Here is a 25710-nt window from a genome sequence, read left to right on the forward strand (position 1 = left end):
CGAGGGAAGGGTGATGGTCATTCGATGCAGTTCCCCACCGACCCGGCCCGGCAGATGGTCTTGTCGGTCCACATGGCGCCGTCGAGCTTTGCGCCGGCGAGCCTGGTCCCCCTGATGCGGGCCTGGTTCAGAGAGGCGCCACGCAGGTCGGCCCCGGTGAGGTCGGCCAGCTCAAGGTCGGTCTCGGAGAGGTCGGCGCGCTCCAGGTTGACCGACTGCAGGTTGGCGCGGTTGAACTTGGCGCCCGACAGGTCGTAGCCGGTGAGGTTGAGGCCGCTCAGGTCGGTGCCTGAAAAGTCGCGGCTGCCGGCCAGCACCCCCTGGACCTCGGCCTGGGTCATGCGCCGATCCAGCACCTTGACCTTGACGGCAACGGCGCCCTTCCCGTTACCCTTCCCCCTCTTGGAGCTCTTCTTCTTTTTCAGCTTCCCCTTGGACCCCTTCTTGCCGGACTTCTTCTTGGAGACCTGCGCTGCCGGCTTGTCCGACTCCACCTCCCTGGCGAGCGCGGCCAGTTTCGCCTCGGCGGCCTTGAGCGTCTGCGCCTCGGCAGCGTTTTCCTTGGCAACATTTTCCTTGGCGGCAGGTTCCGGTGCGGTAGCGGCTGCCTGGGCGTGCAGGGACGGGACTCCCGCAAAAAGCCAGGCGGCCAGGGTGTACGGTGCGATATGCGATGCAAGATGGCGGTTCATGTGCGCCTCCGTGAAAATTTCCTCCCCGGGCGGGCCGAAGCGAATCTCACTCCCTTATCGGCAGCGTTTCAAAAAAACTGAAGAGAGTCTCCCTTGTGGTGCCGGTCGACTTCTCATTATAATGAAGCTGGCGCTGCAAAATGAACGGCGCATGTGCTATATTTTACTGCTGCGCGCTTGGCGTGCCTTCAGAGCCAAACAACGGGAGCATCATGGCAACGGACAAGATCATCGTAAAAGGTGCCTGCGAGCACAACCTGAAATGCATCGACGTCGAGATCCCGCGGGACCGTCTGGTGGTGATCACCGGCATCTCCGGGTCGGGGAAATCCACCCTCGCCTTCGACACCATCTACGCCGAGGGGCAGCGGCGCTACGTCGAGTCGCTCTCGGCCTACGCGCGCCAGTTCCTGGAGCAGATGGAGAAGCCCGACGTGGAGTCGATCGAGGGGCTTTCCCCGGCGATCTCGATAGAACAGAAGACCACAAGCAAGAACCCCCGCTCGACGGTGGGGACCGTCACCGAGATATACGACTACCTGCGCCTGCTCTTCGCCCGGGTGGGCAAGCCGCATTGCTACAACTGCGGGCGCCTGATCACCTCGCAGACGGTGTCCCAGATGGTGGACCAGATCGCCGCGCTTCCCCAGGGGGCGAAGCTCACCCTTCTCTCCCCGATCGTGCGCGGCCGGAAGGGTGAGTACAAGAAGGAGCTGGCCCAGTTGCGAAAAGACGGCTTCGTCCGCGTGGTGATCGACGGCGAGACCCACGACCTGGGCGAGGAGATCACCCTCGACAAGAAGAAAAAGCACGACATCGACATCGTGGTGGATCGCCTGGTGGTGAAGCCCGGCTTCGAGAAGAGGCTGGCGGACTCGCTGGAAACGGCGCTCTCGCACGCCGAGGGGATCGTCAAGGTCGCGCTCTCCGAGGACGACAGCCGGGAGATCAAGGAGGAAACCCTGCTCTTCTCTGAATCGGCCGCCTGCATCGAGTGCGGCATCTCCTATCCCGAGATGACCCCGCGCATGTTCTCGTTCAACAACCCCTACGGTGCCTGCCCGGACTGCACCGGCCTGGGCACCAGGATGTACCTCGACGAGGAACTGGTGGTCCCCGACCCTGGCCTCTCCCTGGCGGAGGGTGCCATCGCGCCGTGGCAGACCCGCTTTTCCGGGTGGTACCAGTTGACCCTCGAGGCGCTCGCCAAGGCCTACGGCTTCCGCATGGACGCCCCCTTCAAGAGCCTCTCCAAGAAGGCCAAGGATGTGATCCTGCACGGCTCCGGAGGGGAGCAGGTCGACTTCTGGTGGGTCGACGACAGCGGCAAGCGGCACACCTACCGCAAGCCCTTCGAAGGGGTGCTGAACAACCTGGAACGGCGCCACCGGGAGAGCGATTCCGAGACGGTGCGCGAGGAGCTGGAAAAATACATGGACGTGATGCCGTGCCCCACCTGCAACGGGGCGCGCCTGAAGAAGGAGGCGCTCTACGTCCTCGTTGGGAACCAGAACATCCAGCAGGTGACTGCCCTCTCCATCAAGGACGGCCTCGCCTTCTTCGAGTCGCTCGTGCTCACCGACAAGGAAGAGGACATCGCGCGCAGGATCCTGAAGGAGATCCGGGAGCGCCTCAACTTCCTGGTCAACGTCGGGCTCGACTACCTCTCGCTGGACCGCTCCTCCGGGACGCTTTCCGGCGGCGAGGGGCAGAGGATCCGGCTGGCGACGCAGATCGGCTCCTCGCTGGTCGGCGTCCTCTACATCCTGGACGAACCCTCCATTGGGCTGCACCAGCGCGACAACGGGCGGCTTTTGTCGACGCTGCGGCACCTGCGCGACATCGGCAACACCGTGCTGGTGGTGGAGCACGACGAGGAGACCATCACCGAGGCGGACTGGGTAATCGACATGGGGCCGGGCGCTGGCGTGCACGGGGGTGAGGTGGTGGCCGAGGGGACCCCGGCCGAGATCATGGCCAACCCGCACTCGCTGACCGGGCGCTACCTCTCGGGTGCGCTCACCATCCCGGTGCCCAAGAAGCGACGGAAGGGACACCGCTTTTTGAACATCGAGGGGGCCAGCGAGAACAACCTGAAGAACGTGAGCGTGGACGTCCCGCTCGGCGTGATGACCTGCATCACCGGCGTCTCCGGCTCGGGGAAGTCCACGCTCATCATCGACACGCTGTACAAGACGCTGAACCAGCGGCTCTACAAGAGCCGGGAGAAGGCGGGGGCGGTGCGGGCGATCCACGGCATCGAGGTGCTGGACAAGGTGATCAACATCGACCAGTCCCCCATCGGGCGCACCCCGCGCTCCAACCCGGCGACCTATACGGGGCTCTTCACCGAGATCAGGGAGATCTTCGCGCAGCTCCCCGAGTCCAAGATGCGGGGGTACAAGCCGGGGCGCTACTCCTTCAACGTCAAGGGAGGGCGCTGCGAGGCCTGCTCCGGGGACGGCATCATCAAGATCGAGATGCACTTTCTCCCCGACGTCTACGTGCAGTGCGAGGTCTGCAAAGGGGCGCGCTACAACCGGGAAACCCTGGAGGTCAAGTTCAAGGGGCGCTCCATAGCAGAGGTCCTGGACATGACCGTGTCGCAGGCCCTGGTCTTTCTGGAGCACATCCCGCGCACCAGGGCGAAGCTGCAGACCCTGGAGGAGGTGGGGCTTGGCTACATAAAGCTGGGCCAGTCGGCCACGACGCTCTCCGGGGGCGAGGCACAGCGCGTGAAGCTCGCCAAGGAGCTCTCCAAGCGCGCCACCGGGCGCACCATCTACATTCTGGACGAGCCGACCACCGGCCTGCACTTCGCCGATATCGCGAAGCTCCTCGAGGTGTTGCACAAGCTGGTGGACGCGGGGAACACGATCGTGGTCATCGAGCACAACCTGGACGTCATCAAGACGGCGGACTGGATCATAGACCTGGGACCGGAGGGCGGGGACCGGGGCGGGGAGATCATCGCGGTGGGGACGCCGGAGCAGGTGGGACGGGTGGAGCGCTCCTACACCGGTCAGTACCTCAAGAAGATGATGTTGTGACCCCGGAAGGGGAGGGGGACATGGCGAAAAAGGAGAGCCGCCGGAACGATCAGGAAGAGCAGCAGCGGTGCGCGGCCTGCCGGGGGGAGGAGACCTTTCCCTACTGGTGCGAGACCTGCGGCAGGTCGGTCCCCGAGAAGCGCTGCCCTTATTGCGGACTGAAGGCCCAGAAAAAGAAGGGGTAAACGGCGCGACCTGCGGAATTGCGTTATAATCAGCTCATTGTTTTTCGGGGACGTACCAGAAAGGATAGCCCCATGCGCTCAAGATCACTGAATAAAATGCTGCTGTTCCTGCTGTTGCTGACACAGGTCGGTTGCTCCAACCTGCTGCCGCGTTCCAAGGCCGTCACCGAATCCCCCTGGGAGGAGTACGAGGCGGCCAAGGCATCCTACGACAGCATCACGGTAGGGAAGACGACGGTGGAAGACCTGCAGAAGATCGGGTTCGACATCAAGTCGTCCCCCAACATCAAGGTCCTCAACTACCTGGACATCGCCGCGATGTTGCAGGGGCTCCCCGCCAAGGACCTCGATCCGGGGCTGCAGGCCTGCCTGAGGGCGAGGTCCGACTGCCGGGCCTACGTCTTCGAGCCGAAAAGGAGCTACAGCAAGCGGGTCGGCAACTTCTGGCTCGACATCTTCAACTTCAAACGCAAAACCCACGAAACGGGGTGGCGCTTCAAGGCGCTGGTGGTCTTCGTGAACCACCACGTAGCCTACAAGCTTTCCAGCGGCGAGCCCAAGATCGACCAGATGACCGACCAGGTCAACCCGCTGGGGCCGTTCCAGGCGCCCGCGGACGTGCTTACCAGGGCCCTCTTCTAGCCCCTTCGGTATCCGATGGACCAGGCGACAGCCTGCAGCGGCCAACTGCAGGCTTTTTTTTGCCCGGAACCCGCCGGGAGGACAACCCCCTGTCACGCCGCTTGGTTCCCGGGGCGATTGGTGTTATTGTGCTGGGCGAAAGAAAACGCCGGAGAGGATCCCTTATGCATGATGCGCAGCACCCGTTCCATACCCTGACCCCGAATTTCATCATGGACGCCGTGGAGAGCCAGGGGTACCGCTGTGATTGCCGCACCTCGGCCCTGAACAGTTACGAGAACCGCGTCTACCAGGTGGGGATAGAGGAGGAAAAGCCGCTCATCGCCAAGTTCTACCGTCCCGGACGCTGGAGCGACGAGCAGATCGTCGAGGAGCACCGCTTCTGCCTGGAACTGGCCGAGCACGAACTCTCCGTGGTGCCTCCGCTGCTGAACCCTTCAGGCGAATCGCTTTTCCACTACCACGGCTTTCGTTTCGCACTCTACCCGCGCCAGGGGGGACACGCCCCCGAATTCGACAACGACGGGAACCTCTTGATCCTGGGACGGATGCTCGGGCGCATCCACAGCATCGGCGCGGTACGCCCCTTCGAGCACCGCCCGGCCCTGGACAGCCGTGACTTCGGCCATGACAGCGTCGCCCTCATCCGCGAGCGCTTCATCCCGCAGGAGTACCGGGAAAGCTATGAGGCGGTCACCAGCCAGCTTTTGCAGGTGGTGGACGAGGCGTTCGCCTCGGTGCCGCAGGTGCGCTACATCCGTGCCCATGGGGACTGCCACGCCGGCAACATCCTCTGGCGCGACGACGCCCCCCACTTCGTCGACTTCGACGACGCGCGCATGGCCCCGGCGGTGCAGGACCTCTGGATGATGCTTTCCGGCGACCGTCCGCGCCAACTGGCCCAGCTCGCCCAGTTGATCAAGGGATACGAGGAGTTCTGCGACTTCAACCCGGCGGAACTGCGCCTGGTGGAGGCCCTTCGTTCCCTGCGCATGCTGCATTACAGCGCTTGGCTGGCGCGCCGCTGGGACGACCCGGCCTTTCCCACCGCCTTTCCCTGGTTCAACACGGTCCGTTACTGGGGCGAGCACATCCTGCAGTTGCGCGAGCAGCTCTCGGCGCTCGAAGAGCCGCCGCTGGTACTGCCGTAGCGTAACTGCTGACGGAACGAAGAAGAGGCGGCCGGGTATCCCGGCCGCCTCTTTCATGTCGATCTGGCGCAACGTCCGAGAGGACTACTAGCGCGCCTTCTTCTCCAACTCCTGGTCGAGGTTCTTCAGCTGCTCGAGGCGCTGGTTGAGCTCGGTGATCTCGCGGCTCAAGGCCTGGTTGTTCCCCTTGAGCGCCTTGTTCTGGCGCCGCTGCTCTTCGAGGGCGTTGACCTGTTCGCTTACCGGAGCCGCCAGCGCGGTCCACTGGCTGGCGGGGTACTCCTTTTTCAACCGCTTCAGCAGGTGCTGCGCCTGCGCCGACCCCGGTTTCGCTTTCAGCGTCAATAGCGCCAGGCGAAAGAGCGCTTCGTCGGTCACCCCGGTGACTGCCGGGCCGTTGCAGATGGTGTCCAGCGCGTTGATGGCGCCGTGAATATCTCCCTCTTTCAGCATCGTTTCCGCCTGGGAGAGTTGTCGCGATCCGTTGTAGCGCTCAAGGAAGCTTCCCTCTTTTGAGCCCATGGTGGCGCACCCTGCGCAGAGAAGGGCAGCCAGGCAGATGATGAGCGTCGCGATCCTCATGCGGTCACCTTCCCCGAGGCGCCGATCAGGTACTTGCTCCCCGGTTTCTCCTTGGCGCGGTCCTTCACCTTGGCCGCGGCCCGGGCGATATCGACGGCGGACGAGTACTGGTCCCGACCGCAGATGATGACCGCGATGGAGATGGTCATCACCGGGAAGAAGCGCTGCACCCCGTAGCGGTCGCACCCCTCGATACCCCCAACTTTCAAGTCCTCCGGCGAATAGTGTTTGACCACTTCGGCGTTGAAGCTGGCGATGACGGCCTCGCAGACCGCGGAGACGCGCTCGGCCGGGATCACCATGACGAAGTCGTCGCCCCCCACGTGCCCGACGAAACCGTCGCTGCCGCCATGCGCCTTCACCGCTGCCTGGATCAGGTCCCCGGTGAGGCGGAGCATTTCGCTCCCCTTGGCGTAGCCGTAGTGGTCGCCGTACGGTTTGAAGTTGTCCAGGTCGGCATAGCAAAAGGCGAAGGTCGCGCCGCTTTGCAGGCGGTCCTCGAGGACCCGCTCGATGGCGAAGTTGCCGGGAAGCCGGGTCAGCGGGCTCGCGTCCAGGCTCATCTGTTCGAGCACCTTGAGCCGCGCCGCCATCTTGGTGAAGTCCCGCGCCAGTTCGCTGATCTCGTCACCAGAGGGGACGTTCGGGTTGTAGTCGAAGTCGCCGGCGGCGATGCGGTGCGTGGCGCTTTGCAATTCGCGGATGGCCCCGAAGGTCCGGTAGGTGACGAAGGGAGCCACGCCGATGGCGAGCAGGAACCCGGTGCAGGAGATGGCGACCGTCCACCAGATGGTCTGTTTCTGCTGCTTGTCCGCCCGGGAGAGCACCAGCTTCAGCATGTCCTTGCGTTTGAGGTAGGAAGCGTCCACCGCGTTGAGCAGCCTGAGCGCCGACGACCGCATCGGTCCGGTATTGCTGGTGTGCCCGGCGAAGAGGTCCTCCGCCGCCTTTTGATAGGCCCGGTACAGCCCGTTCAGCTGCTTCAGGTCGGCGGTCGGCTTCCCCTTTCCGAGGAGCTCAAGGCTCGCCAGCGCCTCCGCCTGTCGCTGGCGGAAGAGATCGATGAAGGCGGGATCCTTGAGGATGGCGTACTTGCCGGCGAAGCCCTCCTGGCTCAGCACCGAGGTGCGCAGCTCGATGAGGGCGCTGATGACGGGGAGTTCGTTGTTGGCGATGTTGCGGGTGATGTTGGTGCTGCGATAGATGTTGTAGGAGGAGAAGACGAGTGCGGCAGCGGTGAAAAGCGCCATGGCCGCGTAACCCGCGCTTATCTTCTGTATCAGGGAGAGACCCGACAGGCTTACTCTCGAAGACTTATTTGTCTCGATGGCTTCAGGCATGAGGTAGATATTAGGGGACTGAGTAGACAAAGTCAATGCAGATGCCGCTGCTTCATCAGGACACGCCGCATTGTGATATGATCCTCGTCGCAGCATCCTGCAGGTTCTCCCCGTCGAGCAGTACGATGCTGTGCGCGTATTTGTGGTACAGCTCGAACCGCCTACGGTACAGTTCTTCGAGCCCGCCTTCCCCCATGCCTACTATCCCCCGCGGCGCCGCCCTGGCGATGCGCGGGTGCAGCCTGTGTATCGGCACGTCCAGAAAGACGATGGTCGAGATGGAAGCCAGGTGGCGCATGGCGGCCTCCGAATACACCACGCTCCCTCCGGTGGAGATGACCGCAGCCCCCTCGCTGGTCAGCCCCAGCACGGTCTCCTCCTCGATGCGTGCGAATTCTTCCGTTCCAACCTGGTCCACCACCGCCTGCAGTTTCTTCCCAAAGCGCCGCTCGATGCAGAGGTCGGTGTCGATAAACTGCCATCCCAGGCGGGTGGCGATAATCCTTCCCAGGGCGCTCTTGCCGGACCCGGGCATCCCTATCAGCGTCAACCTGTTCATTTCCCTTCCTTTCGCGGTACCCGTCTCCAATCCGACTACAACATCTTACCAGTTCGGGCACGTCGTGGAACATGACACCATTAAATTTGTAGAAAAGTTTTTTAGGTTAGATATATTTAATCGTCGTAAAAAATCCTGCGTGCTTTGGGCGTTCGGGCGACGTGCTGACGCCCCGGAACACGCACCTGTACCTGCCAGAAAGGCACCTCGTTTGGCGAGCGGGCTCCGGCACAGAAAAGCCGGCCGATCCGTTCGGAGGACCAGATGGAAAGGCGACCGTGGGACCGTAACAGTGGCAACAACGATAGCCGAAACGTCTCTTGGGGCGGCGTTCAGCTTCATCATGGCCGGGGCAGGCCGCCGCCGGTAAATCGCCTGCCGGTTCCGACCGTGCTACTCCAAAAAAGTGCGTACATGCGTTAAAGGAGATGCCCCTATGAAAAACGTTATTGAAGGTTTTAGTCATGGCAGGATGCACCGCCCTGGCGTGGGCTGCAGGCACCGGCGTCAGCCAGGCGGCAACGGCAACGGCCGGCACCAGCGCGACGGTCGTCCTGCCCGTCACCATCACCAAAACAGCAGATCTCCAGTTCGGCAAATTCATGTCGGGCGCATCGGTTGGCACTGTCGTCGTCGACACTGCCAACGCCCAGTCCGTGACCGGTGGGGTGACCACCACTGCGGCATTTAGCACCACTGCCGCGGCGGCGGCATTCACCATCTCCGGTGAACCCACCAGCACCTACGCCATCACGTTCCCGGCCCAGACCGACCTGACCGGCCCCGGCACGCCAATGACCATAGGCAGCTTCACCACCGCCATCACCAGCGGTGGCACGCTCGGGACATTCGTTGGCGGTAACGAAACCCTCAAGCTCGGCGCCACCCTCACCGTCGGCGCCAGCCAGGCCTCCGGCACCTACAACGGGACCGTGGATGTGGCGGTCAATTACAACTAGCCGTCCAATTCAAAGTTCACCAAGGGGGGCGAAACCTTGCCCCCCTTGTCTATTGCGGGTCGGGAAGGGGAATGGAGAGAGATGACGATGCGCGCATACGGTTTCCTTGCCAAGCCCAGTGTCGCCTTTCTGACGCTGTGGTACATGACCGAAACTACCGCTTTTGCCGCGCCAACCATAGTCACCAGGAACCAGGATTTCGACTTCGGCAGGGTCGCGGGAGGCGCGGGGCGCTCCGGCACGGTAACCATCACCTCCGCCGGAAGCAGAACCTATTCAGGGAACGTCCTCCCCCTGGGAACCACCTTCTCCGCGGCCCGCTTCACCATCACCGGGAACGCAGGGGAAACCTATACCATGACCCTGCCGGCAGAAGTCATCATCAATGCTGGTGTAGACCAGATGACGGTCACGGCAATCACCTCCTCCATACCCCTGACGGGAGTCATCCCGGCCGGGGGCTCGGTCAGTTTTTCGGTGGGGGGGACGTTGAACGTCGGGGCGGTGCAGCGCAACGCACAGTACAGCGGCAGCATGAACGTTTCGGTCAAATAAAGGAGGAGTCGTGAAGCTACTGCTCGCCAAGTGGGCGGCTATGGTGATAACCGCCACGAACGTAATCATCGGCACCCCCACCGTGACGGTGGTTGCGGCAGATCTCATGGTGTACCCGACGCGGGTGGTCATGACGGACAAGCAACGTGCCGCGCAGGTCGATATCATCAACGCCGGTGAGTCGCAGGCGACCTACAAGATCATCATGGTGCGGAGACGGATGACGGATACGGGAGACTTCCAGGAAGTCACCACCCCGGAAAAGGGGGAGAGGTTCGCGGACGAGGTGGTAAAGTATTCCCCCCGCCAGGTGACCCTGCTGCCGGGAGGCGGCCAGACCGTACGGATCCTGTTCAAAGCCCCCCCCGACCTCGAGGCCGGCGAGTACCGGTCGCACCTGCTGTTCACCAGGTCGGCCCCCGCCATCGCCAAGCTACCAGAAAAAGACGACGAGCCCGGCGTCATCAAGATGAACATCGTGGCGAACGTGGGCGTATCCATCCCCGTCATCGCCCGGCACGGCGACCTGCAAGCCGGCGCATCGATCGTTCCCTGGTCGGTTACCCTGTCTGGCGAAAAACAGCAGGTGCTCTCCTTCACAATGCTCCGGTCCGGCACCAGGTCGGTCTACGGTGACGTCGCGGTGTACCGGGGACAGGAAAAGGTGGCGGAGGGAAAGGGCTTCGCGATCTACACCCCCAACACGGTGCGCAAGGTTTCACTCGTCGTGTCGGAGAACTCGCGTCTCAGAAGCGGCGACGCCGTACGCCTGGTCTTCACCGAGCGTAACGAAAAAAAGCCCCTGGCTGAGACTGCCGTCGTCCTTCCCTAGCAGATGGTACCCCGCGCAGGCGCTCATACCGTGGGAGCCTGGTTCGCCCTGCTGCTGATTCATCTCTTCATCACCGTTTCGCTTTCCTACGGTGAGCCCGCCCCCCCTGCTCCCAATGATCAGGAGATGATCGTCGCGCTTGAACTGGACAATGAAAGGGTGGCGGACAGCTTCCTGCTCGTGGAGAAAAACGGCCAGATCTTCGTCCCGGTCTGCCCCCTTGCGGAGGCGCTGTCGCTGGCCATCAAGTGCGATCAGAAGAGGGCCTTCGGCTTCGTGCTGAGCGAGGACCACCCCTTCGTGATCGACTTGGACGAGGGGTACGCCGTTCACGGCAGGGAGGCGTTCTCCATCAACAGCGAGGCGTTCGTGCAAAAGGGTGAGATCCTGGTGAATTCCGGCACGCTCTCGCGGTGGCTGCCGGTGGATTTCTACCTGCGCCGGGAAACCTCAACCCTGGAGCTCAAAGCGCGCGTGCCGTTGCCGCTGCAGGCCTTGAAAAAGCGGCAAGCCTTCGTGGCTCCCAAACCTCCGCCCCAATCAAGACAATACCCCGATGCGACCGCAACGAGACAGACCGCGTCTATCCCTGCTGTCGACCTCGCCACACAGTTGAGCCTTGGCTCGGACGGCGCCAGGGGCAATCGCGGCAGGATGCAGAACTCGCTGGACATCGCGGGCGACCTCCTCCACATGACGGGGGAGGCTCATCTGCTCGCGGTGAACGACGATCTCAAGCGGCTCGACCTCACCATGTCCCGCCGCAGCGCGTCGGGCTACCGGGCCGGACCTCTGTGGTTCAACCAGGTGGCGCTCGGCTCGACCCAGGCGCCGTACGTGGACGGCGTAGGGGCATCGACCAAACCGATGTACGGCCTCTACCTCTCGAACCGCCCCCTGATCGGCGCGGGCCAGTTCATGTCCCACGACATACACGGTCAGCTTCCCGCCGGCTGGGACGCGGAACTTTTCCACAACGGCACCCAGGTCCAATACCAGCCGCCGACGGCGGAGGGAATGTACCATTTCGTCAACCTCCGGGTTTACTACGGCGTGAACAGTTTCAAGGTGGTGCTGCATGGCCCCTTCGGGGAGCGCAAAGAGTCGGAAGAGGTCTTTGTTTCCGACGCCACCACTCCCACGGGGGAATTCCTCTACTCCTTATCCGCCGGGTGGCAGACGGGGCTTGCTCGTCACGAGGATCCGGAGGGGGAGCAGGCGGAGTCCAACTTGACCTTCACCTCGGACTTCGGCCTTACCAGGAATCTGACCGGATCGCTGCTCGTGGTCAAGGATGCGGAGCGGGCAACGGGGGAGCGGGAGTATTTCGGGGTCGGGGCGAGGACCGCCTTCGGGTTCACCCTGCTATCGCTGGAAGTGATCCAGGCCTTGGGGGCGGGGCGTGGCCCGGAGGGGCAGCTCGTCAGCTTGAAATCAAGCAGCCGGGACCTGTTCGGTTTGAACCTGGAGCTGGTGCAGCGGTTCTTCCACGACTACGAGTCGCCGCAGTTTTACTACAGAAGCGATCCGCTGCGGACCCTAACCAGCGTCAGGGGAAACTCATCCTTCACCATAATCGATAAGATACGTGTCCCGTACTCGCTGGAGATCGGCTTCGGCACCAGGAAATCGGGACGGACCGAGACGACATCGCAGTGGCGCGTTTCCGGTGGCTGGAACGGTTGGAATACCACACTGCAGGCTGATCTGTCCCGGCTGCAGGGGAACACCTCCGCCACAGGACAACTGCAGGTCAGCACCAGGCAAAGCGACGTCAGCGTGAGGGGAGAGGCCGGGTACTCCTTCCTCCCGGTCGCCAAGCCTTCCAGCATCAACATCAGCGCCGACCTGGAGATGGCACCGGGGCTGCAGCTGAACTCGGTGTTGTCTCATGCCCCGGCGGACCGGTTGACCGGAGTGAGACTCGGGGTGTCGAAGCGGTTGGGCCGGCTGGGCTATTCCATCGCCGCCCATGGGAGCACCGATGGCGCCTATGGTTTGGACGTCGGCGTGCGCTCTTCGGTCGCCGCAGTTCCCGCCGGGCGGCTGCTGTCTTCTGCCGAACCGCTGGCGCCCTACGGCATGATCGCGGTTTCCGCCGCGGTGGCCGAACCCGACGGCACGACCAGGGCGTTGCCGCGTGTCGATTTCCTGTTGAACGGCAGCAGGGTCAGGGCCATCCCTGACGGAGCCGGCGCCCAGGTCATCCCTTTCCTGCAGCCGGACGTCCCGGTCGATGTGACGGTGGATATGACTTCGATCGAGGATCCTTTCATGGTCCCCACGGAGGAAGGGTGTCGCATCGTACCCAGGGCCGGGGTGGTTGCCAGGTGTGCGTTCACCCTGACCACCGGGGGCGAAATCGACGGGACGGTAACGGTGCGTCTGGCACGGGGGGGGGGCGGTGCCTATGAAGGGGGTGAGGGTGGAACTGGTCGGGGCAGGAGAGCAACAGGGCAGGCTGCAGGCTACGACGCTGTCGGAGGAGAGCGGCTACTACCTTTTCAAGACGGTACGGCCCGGCAAGTACCTGGTTCGCATACCGGTCGAAGAGGTGCAGCGCCTGAAGGCGAACGCGTTGTCCCCGCGCGGGGTGACGGTGCCGCCGGGGGGGGACATGGTGTCAGGAATTGACTTCGTGCTGGCACAAGACGATGCGGCGCCGGGGAAGATCATCAACGGGTCGGCGCCGGTGGCGGATAAGGAGTAGGGACGGGCTCAGTTTCTGGCGGGGAGCAGGGTGGCCTGCAGCAGGTCCCGCAGTGCCTTGTCCGAGCCGGATTCGCGGTTCACGATGGTCTTTCTTTCCCGGCGGGAGATGAGTATGGCGAGGTGCTCGGCGGCTTCGGCGGTCCCTCCGGCGATGGAGGCGGAGAGCTGGCAGAGGATCTGGACCGGCAGGCCGTTTCTGAAGCCCTGCACCAGCTTGGCGATCTCATCGTGGCGCTGCTCGTAGCTCCAGGTCTGGTAGACCTCGTCGCCGATGTTGTTCAACTTCCCCTGTATGCCGGCCAGCTTGTTCAGCATCTAGATTCTCCTGTAGCCCCGCGGGGCGTCCGCAGCGTGCTGCGTAGTTTATTTCTTGTGTTCGTGGCTGAAGATGTGGTCCCGGCAATAGCCATACTGACCGTTGCACTTGGGGCAGTAACGGAAGTCCATGTCGGGATGCGTCTTCTCGGTGATGCCGCAGGTGGTGCACTTGTGTACCAGTTCCTTTTCACGGAACTGGAGTCCGCCGACCTTCTTCGTGAGCTGCCTCTTGCCGTGGCGCAGGTTGAGGTAGATGTCGTTGGCGAAGAAGATCAGGTAGTTGGCGATCGCGGCCAGTACCATGACCCTGGAGGGCCAGCCGCCGATGATGCATTGGTAGGCGTACCCAAGCCAGGTCAGAAGCGCCAGCCACTTGATCCTAACCGGCAGCACGAAGAAGAGCAGTATCTGGAATTCCGGGAACAACGTGGCGAAGGCGAGGAAGACCGAGCCGGCGAGAAAGGCGTTGCTGACCGGATACGCAGGGATCAGGAAAGAGGACGCGAAGGTGATCAGGCAGCCGAGCACCAGGTAAGCGTTGTAGCGGAAGGCGCCCCAATGCTCCTCGAGGGTAGAGCCGAGCATGTAGAAGAAATACCAGGCGATCAGGGTGAAGATGAGGCTGGACTGCGGCGGATCGAAGGGGATGGTGAAGATGCGCCACCACTCCCCGGACAGGAACAGCTCCGCGGAGAAGTAGGTGGCCATCCGGTCCAGCTTCCCCGTCATGTACATCAGGTAGAAGAACGACTGCCCCGCGATCAGGTAGATGGTGAGGTTGGGGACGGCGTAACGGCCGATCTTTCTTTCCAAACGGTCAATAAATTTCATGCTGATGGGTCCGGTCCTTTTGGTCCTTCGCGCTCTTCAGTGGCGTTGCCTGGGGCAGGTCCTTGTCGTCGGCAGGGCGCGGCCCCTCCGCCGTGTGGACCAGTGGCGGCCCCTTGGGTGGTTCCGGACTCTTCGGAAACTTCTCCTTCATGATCCTGTCGCGCTCCTCGGGGGTGATCACCTTGAGGATGGTCAGCTGCTCCAAGTCGTTGGGCCGGGCGAACTCCACGGCAAAGGCGAAGTCTTCGCTGTCGTAATCGCTCCCCTGCTTGTAGGTGGCGCGCACCATCGATTGCATGGGCGTAGGGTTCTTGGCCAAGTACTGGCGCCAGTCTTCACGCTGCTGCGCCGTCATGCCGGTATACCAGACGTGGTGCGCCAACTCGTGCAGCATCACCGAGCGCAGCTGTCCTTCGCTGTACTGCTGAAAGAGATTGCGATAGATGAGCTTCATGTCCGGGCGGTAGGCGCCGAGGTGAAATTTCACCTCGCTGGGCATCATCACCTCATCGAACGAGGGGCCGGAAACGCGAACGGTGCTGCGGTCCGGGTCGTAGCGGTTGAAAAGCGCGGCAAGGAAAACGTCCTCTTTCGAGAGTTTCTTGACGGTGTCACCCTGTCCCCAGCTGATGGGGACGTAGGTAGTAGCGCAGCCGCTCAGCACCAGGGCAATGAGTGCACATAGCAGTTTTTTCAACAAGCCTTGCATTACAACTCCCTCGGGATGTGACTGCGCCAATGCCGGCCCGGCAGCAATCTATCACAATTACAGGCGGCAACGCAACCAATAGCGCGCTCACGGCGATCTTTGTCTTGCTCACATGAACCGAATAATATTGATTATTCCTCTCCCGTAACCTAAAATGTGCCACTAAAAACCAAGGGAACCCATGACGCGCGTCCTCCTCATCGCAGACACCCAGCGGGTGCAACGAATCTTCCACGACATGTCAGAGCAGGGACTTCTGCAACTGCAGACAGCGTCAACCCTCGCCCTGGGCGAGTTCGAACTCTCCGCCTTTTCCCCCGATATCACCTTCGTGCAAAGCCGTATCTCCGGTTTCTCGGGGGACATCCTGCTGCGTCACCTGGACAAGATGCTCCCCACCGGGGGGGGGCTGGTGCTGCTGGCCGGCGACAGCGAGGATGCCGCCCAGGCCAAAAGGCACGGCAGGGTCTCGCTCGACCTCACCATGGATGATGCGCTGCTGGAGCAGTCAGTGGCGGCGCTGCTGGCGGGGGATCCCCTGGCGGCAGCGCCGCCGGAAGAGCCGCAGCCTGCCAGACCCGCGCCATCCAAGGGGAGAAAAGCCGCTCCCGCCACCGCCGCGGCGCAGGAAGAGGCCCCGCAGCAAGGCGCAGCGCCGACGTGTCCGGAACCGGCAGACCTCGAGCAGCCGACAGAAGAGGCCACCCCTGCTCCGGTAGTTGAGTTTCAGCCACTGCCGGTGGAGCCGGCAGGCGCGGGGGAGTATCCTGCCTTGCGGGGGGGCGGCAAGAGCGACGTCTCCGCCTTCGAGGAGGTCATGCAGCAGGCCGAGGGGAGGAACGCCCCCATGGAAGCGGCGCTCTCGGAGGTGGAAGACCGCGTGGAGGTCAGAAAGGGGGTCTCCGGTAGGGAGCTCCTCGAGGAGGCCACGCCTGCTCCCCCCGCACTCGATTTGGCGACCAAGGAGGGCGGCGGCTACTACACCGGCGAGACCGTTGCCGAAGCGCTGCTTCGGGTCGAGCAAAAGAAGCGGCGCCGGCCCTTTCTGTTCATCGTGCCGGCCCTGGTCCTGATCGCCATTCCGCTGGTGTCGTACCTGGCCGGCAGGAATTCCGCCCCCGAGCAGGCAACCATGCCGGCCGCGAAGCCGGCAGTGAGACCGGCGCCATCCCCGGCCGCCCCGAGCGCTTCCGCGCCGGCCGCCCCGGTGCATGCCCCCGGCGCTGCTCCGGCACCCTCAAAGGGGGTGCCGTCCGCTGCCCCGCCGGCAGCCAAGGCCCCAGCTACCCCACCCGTCCCGGCGGTGAAGCCGCCGACGCCTCCCGGCGCCAAGCCGGGGGGGCAGCCCCAGGCCAAGAGCGCCCCCCGGCGCGGTGTGGAGGGTCTCCCCGCCATGCTCGAAGGGACCAAGCTGGATGCTGAGTACGGCAAGAAGAATCCAGGCTGGGTGAGATACCTCGGCATCCGTGCGGAGTACAAGCTGTTCAAGGAGAATAACGTCTATCGGGCCATCCAGGTCATTCCCGTGCCCGGCGGCACGATCTCTGACGATCTCTTCAAAAGGGTGCTGCGCCAGTTCGGCGGCGCGGACAGCTACCGCGTCGAGTCGAGCGCAGGCAAAGGCGACTACCTCGTCGAACAATGCGCGGCGCCGGGCGGCGCTGCGCTGACGATCTACCGCAATAAGACCAATAAAAAGATGAAGGCCCTGGTGGTCTACTACCCTTGAAAAGAGGCAACCCGATGACCCCTGCCAACAAGGCCGCACTGCTCCTGGCGCTCCTGGTGATCCCTGCCCGGCTCCACGCCGCGACTCCCGAATTCCAGATCGACATCAAGGATTTGGAGCGTCAAAAGCCGGCTGCGGCGCCGAAACCCGTCCAGAAGCCGGCCCCGAAGGAGCACAAGCCGGTGCCCAAAAAGAAAGAGCCGGAGGCGAAGGCCAAGCATGAGGCCAAAAAAGAGCAGGGTACTCCCGGTGCGGAGTACGTGCGCTACACCGTCAAGCCGGGTGACCACATCTTCAAGATCCTGGTCACCCATTTCGGCATGTCCAACGAGGCGGCCGAGCGCCTGGTCCCGGAGATCATCGAGCTCAACGACATTAAGAACATCAAGACGCTCGAGGTGGGGCGGACCCTGCTGATTCCGGCTGCGGCTCTGCACAAAGCCGAGGCGAAGCCGGCCAAGAAGGAGAAGGAACGCACGCGTCCCGAAGCCTTGCCCTCCAAGGCAAAACGGACAGAGGCTCCCGAGGAAACCAAAGCGGCACCGGTTGAGGCTCCCCGGGCCCCCGAGCCCGCCGCACCTGTTCCGGCGCCGGTCCCTGCGCCCAAAGCTGTCCCCGTCCCTGCCCCGGCACCTGCACCTGCACCTGCACCGGCACCGGTCCAGAAGGCCCCGGTTCAGGCTGAGCCGCAACCTGCTCCGGTACCGGCAACCAAGCCTGCACCGCCCCTGCAGCCCGCGCCGGCAACCAAGGCCGAACCGGTCCCGGTCCCGAAAACCGCACTGGCACCGGCACCGGCACCCGCACCCGCACCGGCACCGGCTCGGAAACCCGCTCCTGCTCCGGATGCTACGCCTTCAAAGGTGGCACCTCCTGTCGCCGCGGCGCCGTCCGTGCCGGCCATCCCCCAGGCGGCGACCTGGGTCTGCTCGGTCAGCCGGCATGATGCCGGCAGTGTCGTCGATTCGGTGCTCAACGCCATCTCCGCCGCCTGGAGCCGCAACAAGATCATCCAGTCCCCCGAAGGCTCCGCAACTCCCTTCAGCATAAGGGTCGACCGCTACTTCGAGTACAAGGGGAACCGCTGCATCGTAAGCATCGGCGAGAATGACCCGTATAACTACACCCTGATCCGAATACTGGAGACAGCAGGGTATCGGGTGCTGATGCTGACCGGGAAGGAGGATTTCCAGACGGTGACGGAGAGGTTGTTCAAACTGGTGGGGATCGCGCCCGATTTCGGGAAGCACATCCTGCAGGAGGGGAGGCAGGCGAACGGGTTCCTGGTTCAGCAGGACGACGCGGCCGGGAGGCGCGTCCTGATCACCGACACGGCGCCTTCTCCGGGGCACAAGTGGGTCATGCCCGCCGGATGCGGCGCCAGGTAGCTATGTCTAGGGGATGGGGATTGCCGAGTGCTCCCCATCCTCGGTGTAGTAGCCGATGTTGTCCTGGGAAATGGAGTTGCTCGGGGGAGTCGCCGGTGGGAGAGCGCTCTTCGCGGTGGTCTCGGCGGGAGCGGCTTTTTGCTGCAGCACTTCCTTGGGAGTCGGCACGGTTCCCTTCACCTTCTCCTTGAATTCGTCACTCTTCCCTTTCGCCGCCTCGTCCACCCAGCCGTCCACCTTCTGACGCACCAGAGCCTCGAGGCTGTCCTTGAGAGGCCTGTACTCCGCTTCCTGCCGCACCGGCTTCACTCGCTGCAACTGGTCGAAGACCTTTTTCGAGTAGCGGTCCCGTTTGTCCGGGGTCTGGCTGTTGTAGCAGCCGATCGCCTTCCAGGTGTAACCGTACTTCTCCATGCACATGGAGAGGATCCAGGCGCCGGTCTTCACGCTGTTGCACGGGTCACCGAGGGAGTTCCAGCGCTGCTTGCCGATGGTCGGAGCCCAGCTGGAGTTGATCTGCATCAGCCCGAAATCGTAGGTGCCGTTGGTGTTGTAGTTGACGGCGGCAGGGTTGAAGTTGGATTCTACCTTGGCGATCGCCCGCAGGATTTGCGGGTTGATGCCGTATTCCACGCCGGCTTCTTCGAAGCAGAACGCGGAAGCATCTGTTGCCGCTACGAGCATCAGGGCGGCGGCCGCGTAAAGCAGTCTGGCTTTACCCATCACGGGTTCCTCATCAGGGGGGTGGAGTCATCCGCCGCCGAGGGTGAGGCTGGCACGGGCGGATGCCGGCGGGCGGGTACGGCTGCCGGCCGGAGCGCAATTCCGCTTCATAATACATTTTCCGAATGGGCATGTCATCTGATAAAGTACCGTTGCCGGGCGAGGCGCCTGCAACTGCGGTCGCGCCTGCCGCGATTTTCATGCAAAGGAGCAGCCGATGAGAATGAACCTGACCGAGCTGGAGATCAGGATCCTGGGGTGCCTGATGGAGAAGGAACTCACCACCCCGGAGTACTACCCGCTCACCCTGAACGCGCTCGCCGCGGCCTGCAACCAGAAGTCGAACCGGGACCCGGTGATGAGCCTCTCCGAAGCAGAGCTGCAGCGCGGCCTCGAGGCCCTGGGGGCACGCGGGCTGGCGCGTCTCACCACCACCGGCGGGCGTGTCGACAAGTACGTCCACTCCGTGGGGGACAAGCTGGGGCTGCCCGTTCCCGCCCACGCGGTTCTCGCCGAGCTCATGCTGCGCGGAGCGCAGACAGCGGGGGAGCTGCGCAGCCGCAGCGAACGCATGGCTGAGGTCGGCGACCTGGCGGCGGTCGAGGACATCCTGCTCAAGCTGCAGCAGCACGGCCCCCCCCTGGTGCTTCGGCTGCCGCGCCAGGCCGGGCGCAAGGAAGTACGCTACGCCCAGCTCTTCGCGGGTATGCCGGAGCTTCCGGAGGAGGAGCCGGAGCAGCCGAGCGCCGCGCCGGTTCCCAGGCTCCGGCCGGGCAACGAGCGCCTGGAGCACCTGGAACAAGAGGTCGGGACTTTGCGCCAGGAGATCGCCGAGCTGAGCCGGGAGGTGGAGGAACTGCTGGCTGCCTTCTCATAGGCCGGCGCCACGTTGTCATCCCGCTGTTCCCCTTCGCAAAGGGGGACAGCGGGACAAGTTATTGACAATTGCCGTTTCTTTCCCGGGAGCGGGAGGACCAAAAAAGAAGGCTCGACCGGATACGGTCGAGCCTTCTTCGTTATTCCTGGTCCAGCGGCGCCTCTGACTAGATCAGGCCGTGGGCCACCATCGCCTTGGCGACTTTGATGAAGCCGGCGATGTTGGCGCCGTTCACGTAGTTGCCCGGGGTGCCGTACTCGGCGGCGGTCTCGTAGCAGGTGTCGTGGATGTTCTTCATGATCTGGGCCAGGCGCTGCTCGGTGTACTCGAAGGTCCAGGCGTCGCGGCAGGCGTTCTGCTGCATCTCCAGCGCCGAGGTGGCAACGCCGCCGGCGTTGGCCGCCTTGCCCGGGCCGTAGGCGATGCCCGCCTCCAGGAACACCTTCACCCCTTCCGGCGTGGTCGGCATGTTGGCCCCTTCACCAACCGCGACGCAGCCGTTCTTGACCAGGGTGGCCGCGTCTTTGCCGTTGATCTCGTTCTGGGTTGCCGAGGGCATGGCCACCTGGCAGGGGATGCCCCAGATGTTGCCGTTGGGGATGTACTTCGCGTCCTTGTGGTACTTGGCGTAGTCCTCGATGCGGCGGCGCTCCACTTCCTTCAGCTGCTTGACGAGTTCGAGGTCGATCCCTTTCTCGTGGAAGATCACCCCGTTGGAGTCGGAGCAGGTGACGCACTTGCCGCCGAGCTGGTGGATCTTCTCGATGGTGTAGATGGCCACGTTGCCCGAGCCGGAGACGGAGCAGGTCTTCCCTTCGAAGCTGTCCTTACGCACCTTCAGCATGGCATCGACGAAGAAGGTGGCGCCGTAACCGGTCGCCTCGGTGCGCACCAGGGAGCCGCCCCAGTCGAGCCCCTTGCCGGTGAGGACGCCCGGCTCGAACCGGTTGGTGATCCGCTTGTACTGGCCGAACATGTAGCCGATCTCGCGTCCGCCGACCCCGATGTCGCCGGCCGGCACGTCGGTGTGCTCGCCCAGGTGGCGGTACAGCTCCGTTATGAAGCTCTGGCAAAAACGCATGATCTCGTTGTCGGATTTCCCCTTAGGGTCGAAGTCGGAACCGCCTTTACCGCCGCCGATGGGGAGGCCGGTGAGGGAGTTCTTGAAGATCTGCTCGAAGCCGAGGAATTTTATGATGCCGAGGTAGACCGAGGGGTGGAAGCGCAGGCCGCCCTTGTAGGGGCCGAGCGAGCTGTTGAACTCGACGCGGAAGCCGCGGTTGATGTGGACGTTGCCGGCGTCGTCCTGCCAGGGCACCCGGAAGATGATCTGACGCTCCGGTTCGCAGATCCTCTCGATGATCTTGCGCTCGGTGAACTCCGGGTGTTTAACAAGGACCGGGCCCAGTGATTCCAGGACCTCGCGAACTGCCTGGTGGAACTCGACTTCGCCCGGGTTTCTCTTCAGGACTTCCTGAAAAATGGGCTCTACTTTCTCGTCAATCTGTGGCGACATACATTCCTCCTTTGATCATTGTAGGAGTGGGTTGACCACTCTTTCATCAGCTGTGTCGGGTTGGGGAGACGACGTGCTGAAATATGCCGCAGAGATATGCATGTCATGAACCATTTTTGGGCAGTGCTGTGCATAAAGTGTGCAATTGGTGGAATGATGCTGATTTTGTTGGCAAAACCGACGAGGTCAGGTGGGGTTTGTTGCCGATAAATTAATCAGCAGGAGAAGTGTGAATTACTTTTGTTACTCTCTTTAATCTTTGAGAGTACACAGATGGGTGCGTGCGGCGGGTGCAAGGCGCAAAAAAGGGACCGCGGCACGATCCGTGGTCCCCTGTACGATCCGTGCGGCGGATCTAGTTGGTGAACATGAGCTTGCGCTCCAGGTCCATGGAGTGGGACAGGCGCTTGGCCTCCTCCATGGTGATCTGCTCCTGTTCGTGCAGTTGGATCAGGTGCTGGTCGAGGGTCTGCATCTGGTACTGGCTGCGGCCGTTCTCCATGTGTGCCTCGATCTCGTCCAGGCGCCCCTCACGGATGCAGCTCTGGATGGTGGTGGTGGCGCGCATGATCTCCATTACCGGGATGATGCTCTCGCCGGTCTTGTTCATCACCAGGCGGATAGAGACGGTGGCCACCAGGATGTCGGCCAACCTTTGCCTGACGATCTCCTGCGCGTCCGGCGGGAAGTGCCCGACGATCCTGTTGATGGTGGAAACCGCGCCCTGGGTGTGCAGGGTGGACATCACCAGGTGCCCGGTCTCGGCGGCCATCAGGCAGGATTCGATGGTGTCGGTGTCGCGCATCTCCCCCACCATGATCAGGTCCGGGTCCATGCGGAGCGCGGCCTTGAGCGCCGAGCTGAAGTTGTCGGTGTCGATCCCGACCTCGCGCTGGATGATGCAGCTCTTTTCCGACTGGAACAGGAACTCGATGGGGTCCTCGATGGTGATGCAGTTGTAGCTGAAATTCTCGTTGATGTAGCGCAGCATCGAGGCGAGCGTGGTCGACTTGCCGTTGCCGGTCGGGCCGGTCACCAGGATCAACCCGTTGGGGGCCTTCACGATCTCCCCCAGGACCGGCGGCAGGTGCAGCTCCTCGAAGGTGCCGATGTGGGCGGGGATGACCCTCATGATGATGCCGAAATGGCCACGCTGGCGGAAGATGCTGACGCGGAAACGCGCACCGCTTGGGAGGGAGAAGGAGGTGTCGAACTCCTTCTGATCCGTTTCCCAGCGCCGGCCGTGGTGGGTCAGGATCTGCGCGGCGATGAATTCGGTATCCTCGGCGCTGAGGTTGGGGAGCTTGGAGCGGATGATCTGCCCTTTACCGCGGAAAAAGGGAGGGTTGTCCACCTCGAAATGCACGTCGGACACCTTCTTGCTGAAGGCTATTTCCAGTATCTGGACGAAAATCTTGGCATCCATGGCTGTCCCTCTCTTGCTGCAGCAAATTGAATTGAAGATGGGTGTTCTTTTCGGCGCGCCGGGCGACGGGCTTGAGCGGCCGGCGCTCTATTTCTGGGCGCAGCGCTTGCGGTACAGGATGTTGTCGATCACCAGACCGGCGTGCTGGGCCAGGATCTCCAGCAGCGGCAGTTGCGGGTCGGTTCCGGTCCCCGGGCCGAAGTCGGCGTAGATGACGGCGATGACGCGGCCGAAGCTCTTCACGGGGAGGAGCAGCGCCTTGCCGGTCAAGGGTGTGCCGATGGCCCCGTACATGGTGTCGCGCAGCGGCTGGTCCGCGTCGCAGTAGCAGATCTCGCCGTTGAGGGCGCGCTGGTACAGCGACTCAGGAGGCGCTGTCAGGCGCAGCTTGGCCGAGGTGACGGCGCCGGCGGCGTCCACCCCGATCGCCCGCTCGGCGATGAGCTCGGAACGCACCACCACCAGGGTTACCCCGCGGCGGAAGACGCCGCAGGCCGCCTGCAACAGTGCGAAGGTGACCTCCGGAAGGTCGCGCTGCTCGGCGAGGGAAAGAAACTGGCCGCGGAATTTTCCGGACAGGTCTTGCACCGGTTTGCCGTGGTCCTGCTCCAGGTAGGCCGCCAGGGCTCGGCAGCTGTCGATGGTGTCGGAGATGAAGGTGTCGGGACGCTGGTCGCGGCTGGGGCGCGGCAGCAGCGCGGTCACGCCGTTTTCCTGCGCGGCGGCGCATAGCGCGTAGTCGGCAGGGGTGACGAGTAGCACGATGGCGAGGTCGGGAAAGCGCTCCCGGTTTTGCCTGAGTAAAGCAGCCAGGTCGCGCCCATTTCTCCCGGAGGGCTCTCCTGCGTCCAGCAGCAGCAGCGGGGACTTCTCACGGGAAAGCGCCTGGTCGATGATGGGGTCGAGCTGGTCGGGATCGTCCGTGGCGCAGATGAAGCGCTGGCCGCAGACCGTGGAGCAGCACTCGCGCATGAGTTTCGCGGAGGTGAGAAGGATCACGCCGAGGTCGCTGCCGGATTCCTGGGCACGCCCCGAGAGCTGCTCCAGGTAACGGAACAATTCCTGCTGCTCGCCGGCCGGGATCCCGGACAGTTCCCCCTGAAGCCGGCTGGCCGGGGTGTCGGGGACCTCCTCCTGGAGCGCCGAGAAAAAGGTCGGGATGTGCCTCTCCAGCCCCTCCAATTCCTCAAGCCCAAGGTCGGCGGCGGAGATCTCGGCTGCTGAGCCGCGCTGCGCTTCGGGGGCGGCGAGGTTGCCGAAAATGGACTCCGGGGTGAGGGTGCCGTCGCGCTTGCGCTCGTCGTAGATGCGCAGGGCGTCCATGAGGATACTCTGCGTGTTCATGTTGATCTGCTCGGGGAAGTAGCGGTATTCGTCGGAGACGACGACCTTGTTCACCTCGAGGCAGAAGGTCCCCCGGGTCCAGGTGAGCACCTCGACGATGGTCATCTCGATGAGAGCTTCGAGCCCCTGGTATGCCGCCTGGTTTTCGACGGTACCATTCTCGATCAGCATCTGGATGATCGGCTTGCGGTCGTCGCCGGCGCTGCGCTGCTCGACAAGGGTCTTCTCAAGGGCCTCGCGGCTCAAAAGACCCATGTCAAGCATGACCTGGCCGATACGGATGGAGTTGTTGACGTGGTTCGCGCTGACGATGAAGCCGTCACGGAAGACGAGCTGGCTCTCCCCTTTCACGCTCTTCAGCGTAAGGGTGCCGGTCTTGCCGGTCTGGTGCAGCAGCTGAATGACATCCACTAAGGGAAGGTGTTCCAAATCGCCTTCAAAGGACATGCCGGTACCCTTGTCTGCCTGTGGTGGGTGAGGTGGAGCGGGTCAAGCGGGGAGATTCTAACATGTGACCGGGGGTAAGTAAACCGGTATTGCTAGGGAATTGCCAGAAAGGGGGGGCGGGGGCTAGGCGGCCTCAAGTTCTCCGGTGTGGCTGAGCCAGGCGAGGGCGAGGGCGAGCAGGCCGGCGACCCCTCCCATGGTGAGGCTGCGGCTTACGTAGTGGGCGTTACGCTGGGCGAGGAAGGAAAGGAAATCGTCGCGTTGCGCCACCATTCGTTCCAGCAGCCGGCCGTCTTCGCGGACGGTTTTCAGGCCGCTGCGGCCGCCGCTGCGCAGGGTGGTGCTGTCCTCCACCGTCTGCATCAGCCTTCCCATCATGGCGAACACGGCGCTGCCGCGGTTGCCTCCCTCGGCGAGCTCGCGCCTGTACACGGGAAGTGCCTCGTCGAAGAGGCTGGGCAGGCCGGCCAGGGCCTCCTCGCGGATCCCACCTCCCTGAAAACGGTTGCGCACCCGGTGCGCAGAACCCGGTTCCCCGTGCTCGAAGAAGAGCTCGGCGAGACCGGCGATCGAGGCGCGCAGGCTGGCCTCGTCACGGCCGGGGGCGCAGGCGCTGGCGCAAAGGACCAGCCCCCCCAGGAAGATGTACCCCTTGTGGCAGCTGGTCCCAACGGCCCTCTGGACCGCGCGCTCGGCGGCGACCCCCAGGCGCACCCGGGCCGCCAGGTCCTCGCCGGAAAGGACCGCGTCGCACAGGTCCATAAGGTACAGGGAGACGATCTTCAGCGACGCCTCCATGCGGGGCACGGAGAGCTCGGGGTGGGCGCCGCAGTCGCAGAGGTCGACGAGACCCGGCTTGGGGGTCAGGTAGAGCTCCATGAAGGCGCCGCGCACCAGGTTTTTGGCGAGTTCGGGGAGGTGGCTGGTCATCTCTTGGGTCAGGCTCCGGTTTTGGCTTGGACGATGTGTGCCATAATAGCATTTTTTCGCCGCAGAAGAGAATGTGTATACATTATAAAGGGATAAGGGCTCCGACCGGCGCGCCTCGAGGGGCACGGGCGACGCGGCGAAGGGTGGACGATGTCGGTCCTCGGGATGGCGCGCGACGGGCGGGCGAAGCATAATAACCTTGAATTACTGCGG

General features: G+C 63.3%; 22 protein-coding genes and 1 pseudogene. 11 read left to right on the forward strand and 12 right to left on the reverse strand.

Annotated features, from left to right (window positions below):
- Positions 1–17: 17 nt before the first annotated feature.
- On the reverse strand, positions 18–692 hold the full coding sequence (locus KP003_RS20550) for a pentapeptide repeat-containing protein (RefSeq protein WP_216497040.1): 675 nt from the start codon (positions 690–692) through the stop codon (positions 18–20).
- Positions 693–904: 212 nt separating this feature from the next.
- Between KP003_RS20550 and uvrA the strand changes: the two genes are divergently transcribed.
- The 4 genes from uvrA (at position 905) to KP003_RS20570 (ending at position 5720) form a co-directional block, all read left to right on the forward strand.
- Complete coding sequence (gene uvrA / locus KP003_RS20555; protein ID WP_216497039.1) at positions 905–3742, forward strand: excinuclease ABC subunit UvrA; 2838 nt, start codon at positions 905–907, stop codon at positions 3740–3742.
- A gap of 20 nt (positions 3743–3762) precedes the next feature.
- Entirely contained in the window at positions 3763–3927 is a 165-nt protein-coding gene (locus tag KP003_RS20560) for a hypothetical protein (protein WP_216497038.1), read from the forward strand.
- A gap of 72 nt (positions 3928–3999) precedes the next feature.
- Complete coding sequence (locus tag KP003_RS20565; protein WP_216497037.1) at positions 4000–4569, forward strand: hypothetical protein; 570 nt, start codon at positions 4000–4002, stop codon at positions 4567–4569.
- A 164-nt stretch (positions 4570–4733) separates the two neighbouring features.
- Positions 4734–5720, forward strand: coding sequence for a serine/threonine protein kinase (locus KP003_RS20570; protein ID WP_216497036.1), 987 nt, complete (start codon positions 4734–4736; stop codon positions 5718–5720).
- Positions 5721–5807: 87 nt separating this feature from the next.
- On the opposite strand, the gene KP003_RS20575 is transcribed toward KP003_RS20570, so the two are convergent.
- The 3 genes from KP003_RS20575 to KP003_RS20585 all read right to left on the reverse strand — a co-directional run bounded on the left by KP003_RS20575 (position 5808) and on the right by KP003_RS20585 (position 8201).
- Entirely contained in the window at positions 5808–6302 is a 495-nt protein-coding gene (locus KP003_RS20575; protein WP_216497035.1) for a septum formation initiator family protein, read from the reverse strand.
- A complete protein-coding gene (locus KP003_RS20580; RefSeq protein ID WP_236026672.1) occupies positions 6299–7552 on the reverse strand; it encodes a HAMP domain-containing protein in 1254 nt (417 codons plus the stop codon). Before KP003_RS20580 ends, KP003_RS20575 begins: the two co-directional genes overlap by 4 nt.
- Positions 7553–7697: 145 nt before the next feature.
- Positions 7698–8201: a shikimate kinase gene (locus KP003_RS20585; RefSeq protein ID WP_216497033.1), complete on the reverse strand. Its 504-nt coding sequence runs from the start codon at positions 8199–8201 to the stop codon at positions 7698–7700.
- A gap of 464 nt (positions 8202–8665) precedes the next feature.
- Here KP003_RS20585 and KP003_RS20590 point away from each other — a divergent pair, with 464 nt between their 5' ends.
- The 4 genes and pseudogenes from KP003_RS20590 to KP003_RS21740 all read left to right on the forward strand — a co-directional run.
- Positions 8666–9160 (forward strand): DUF4402 domain-containing protein, encoded by a 495-nt coding sequence (locus tag KP003_RS20590; RefSeq protein WP_216497032.1) that lies wholly within the window; start codon positions 8666–8668, stop codon positions 9158–9160.
- A gap of 81 nt (positions 9161–9241) precedes the next feature.
- The gene (locus tag KP003_RS20595; protein ID WP_216497031.1) at positions 9242–9715 is read left to right on the forward strand and encodes a DUF4402 domain-containing protein; all 474 of its coding nucleotides are present in this window, start codon (positions 9242–9244) and stop codon (positions 9713–9715) included.
- Between the two features lie 10 nt (positions 9716–9725).
- Positions 9726–10547, forward strand: a complete 822-nt coding sequence (locus KP003_RS20600; protein ID WP_216497030.1) for a fimbrial biogenesis chaperone — start codon at positions 9726–9728, stop codon at positions 10545–10547.
- Positions 10548–12957: 2410 nt separating this feature from the next.
- Positions 12958–13029: pseudogene (locus tag KP003_RS21740) on the forward strand (hypothetical protein); the annotation flags it as partial.
- 236 nt (positions 13030–13265) lie between these two features.
- Here KP003_RS21740 and KP003_RS20610 read toward each other — a convergent pair.
- Genes KP003_RS20610 through KP003_RS20620 form a run of 3 tightly spaced genes read right to left on the reverse strand, consistent with a single transcriptional unit; the run spans position 13266 to position 15105 of the window.
- A complete protein-coding gene (locus KP003_RS20610; protein ID WP_216497028.1) occupies positions 13266–13574 on the reverse strand; it encodes a hypothetical protein in 309 nt (102 codons plus the stop codon).
- A gap of 48 nt (positions 13575–13622) precedes the next feature.
- Positions 13623–14408, reverse strand: a complete 786-nt coding sequence (locus KP003_RS20615; protein ID WP_216497027.1) for a rhomboid family intramembrane serine protease — start codon at positions 14406–14408, stop codon at positions 13623–13625.
- Complete coding sequence (locus KP003_RS20620; protein WP_239027579.1) at positions 14395–15105, reverse strand: hypothetical protein; 711 nt, start codon at positions 15103–15105, stop codon at positions 14395–14397. Before KP003_RS20620 ends, KP003_RS20615 begins: the two co-directional genes overlap by 14 nt.
- Positions 15106–15298: 193 nt before the next feature.
- On the opposite strand from KP003_RS20620, the gene KP003_RS20625 reads away from it, so the two are divergent.
- Positions 15299–16846, forward strand: a complete 1548-nt coding sequence (locus KP003_RS20625; RefSeq protein ID WP_216497025.1) for a hypothetical protein — start codon at positions 15299–15301, stop codon at positions 16844–16846.
- 14 nt (positions 16847–16860) lie between these two features.
- Positions 16861–18234, forward strand: coding sequence for a LysM peptidoglycan-binding domain-containing protein (locus tag KP003_RS20630; RefSeq protein ID WP_216497024.1), 1374 nt, complete (start codon positions 16861–16863; stop codon positions 18232–18234).
- 6 nt (positions 18235–18240) lie between these two features.
- Here the strand turns inward: KP003_RS20630 and KP003_RS20635 are convergent, their stop codons facing one another.
- Entirely contained in the window at positions 18241–18957 is a 717-nt protein-coding gene (locus KP003_RS20635) for a lytic transglycosylase domain-containing protein (protein ID WP_236026671.1), read from the reverse strand.
- A 217-nt stretch (positions 18958–19174) separates the two neighbouring features.
- Here KP003_RS20635 and KP003_RS20640 point away from each other — a divergent pair, with 217 nt between their 5' ends.
- Positions 19175–19834 (forward strand): YceH family protein, encoded by a 660-nt coding sequence (locus KP003_RS20640; RefSeq protein WP_216497022.1) that lies wholly within the window; start codon positions 19175–19177, stop codon positions 19832–19834.
- A gap of 166 nt (positions 19835–20000) precedes the next feature.
- Here KP003_RS20640 and gdhA read toward each other — a convergent pair whose 3' ends face one another.
- The 4 genes from gdhA to KP003_RS20660 form a co-directional block, all read right to left on the reverse strand.
- On the reverse strand, positions 20001–21350 hold the full coding sequence (gene gdhA, locus KP003_RS20645) for an NADP-specific glutamate dehydrogenase (RefSeq protein WP_216497021.1): 1350 nt from the start codon (positions 21348–21350) through the stop codon (positions 20001–20003).
- A 355-nt stretch (positions 21351–21705) separates the two neighbouring features.
- Positions 21706–22776: a type IV pilus twitching motility protein PilT gene (locus KP003_RS20650; RefSeq protein ID WP_216497020.1), complete on the reverse strand. Its 1071-nt coding sequence runs from the start codon at positions 22774–22776 to the stop codon at positions 21706–21708.
- Between the two features lie 87 nt (positions 22777–22863).
- On the reverse strand, positions 22864–24567 hold the full coding sequence (locus KP003_RS20655) for a DUF4388 domain-containing protein (protein WP_216497019.1): 1704 nt from the start codon (positions 24565–24567) through the stop codon (positions 22864–22866).
- Positions 24568–24690: 123 nt separating this feature from the next.
- The gene (locus KP003_RS20660) at positions 24691–25497 is read right to left on the reverse strand and encodes a triphosphoribosyl-dephospho-CoA synthase (protein WP_216497018.1); all 807 of its coding nucleotides are present in this window, start codon (positions 25495–25497) and stop codon (positions 24691–24693) included.
- Between the last annotated feature and the right edge of the window lie 213 nt (positions 25498–25710).

This window comes from Geomonas diazotrophica, from assembly GCF_019063885.1.
Classification (GTDB): domain Bacteria; phylum Desulfobacterota; class Desulfuromonadia; order Geobacterales; family Geobacteraceae; genus Geomonas; species Geomonas diazotrophica.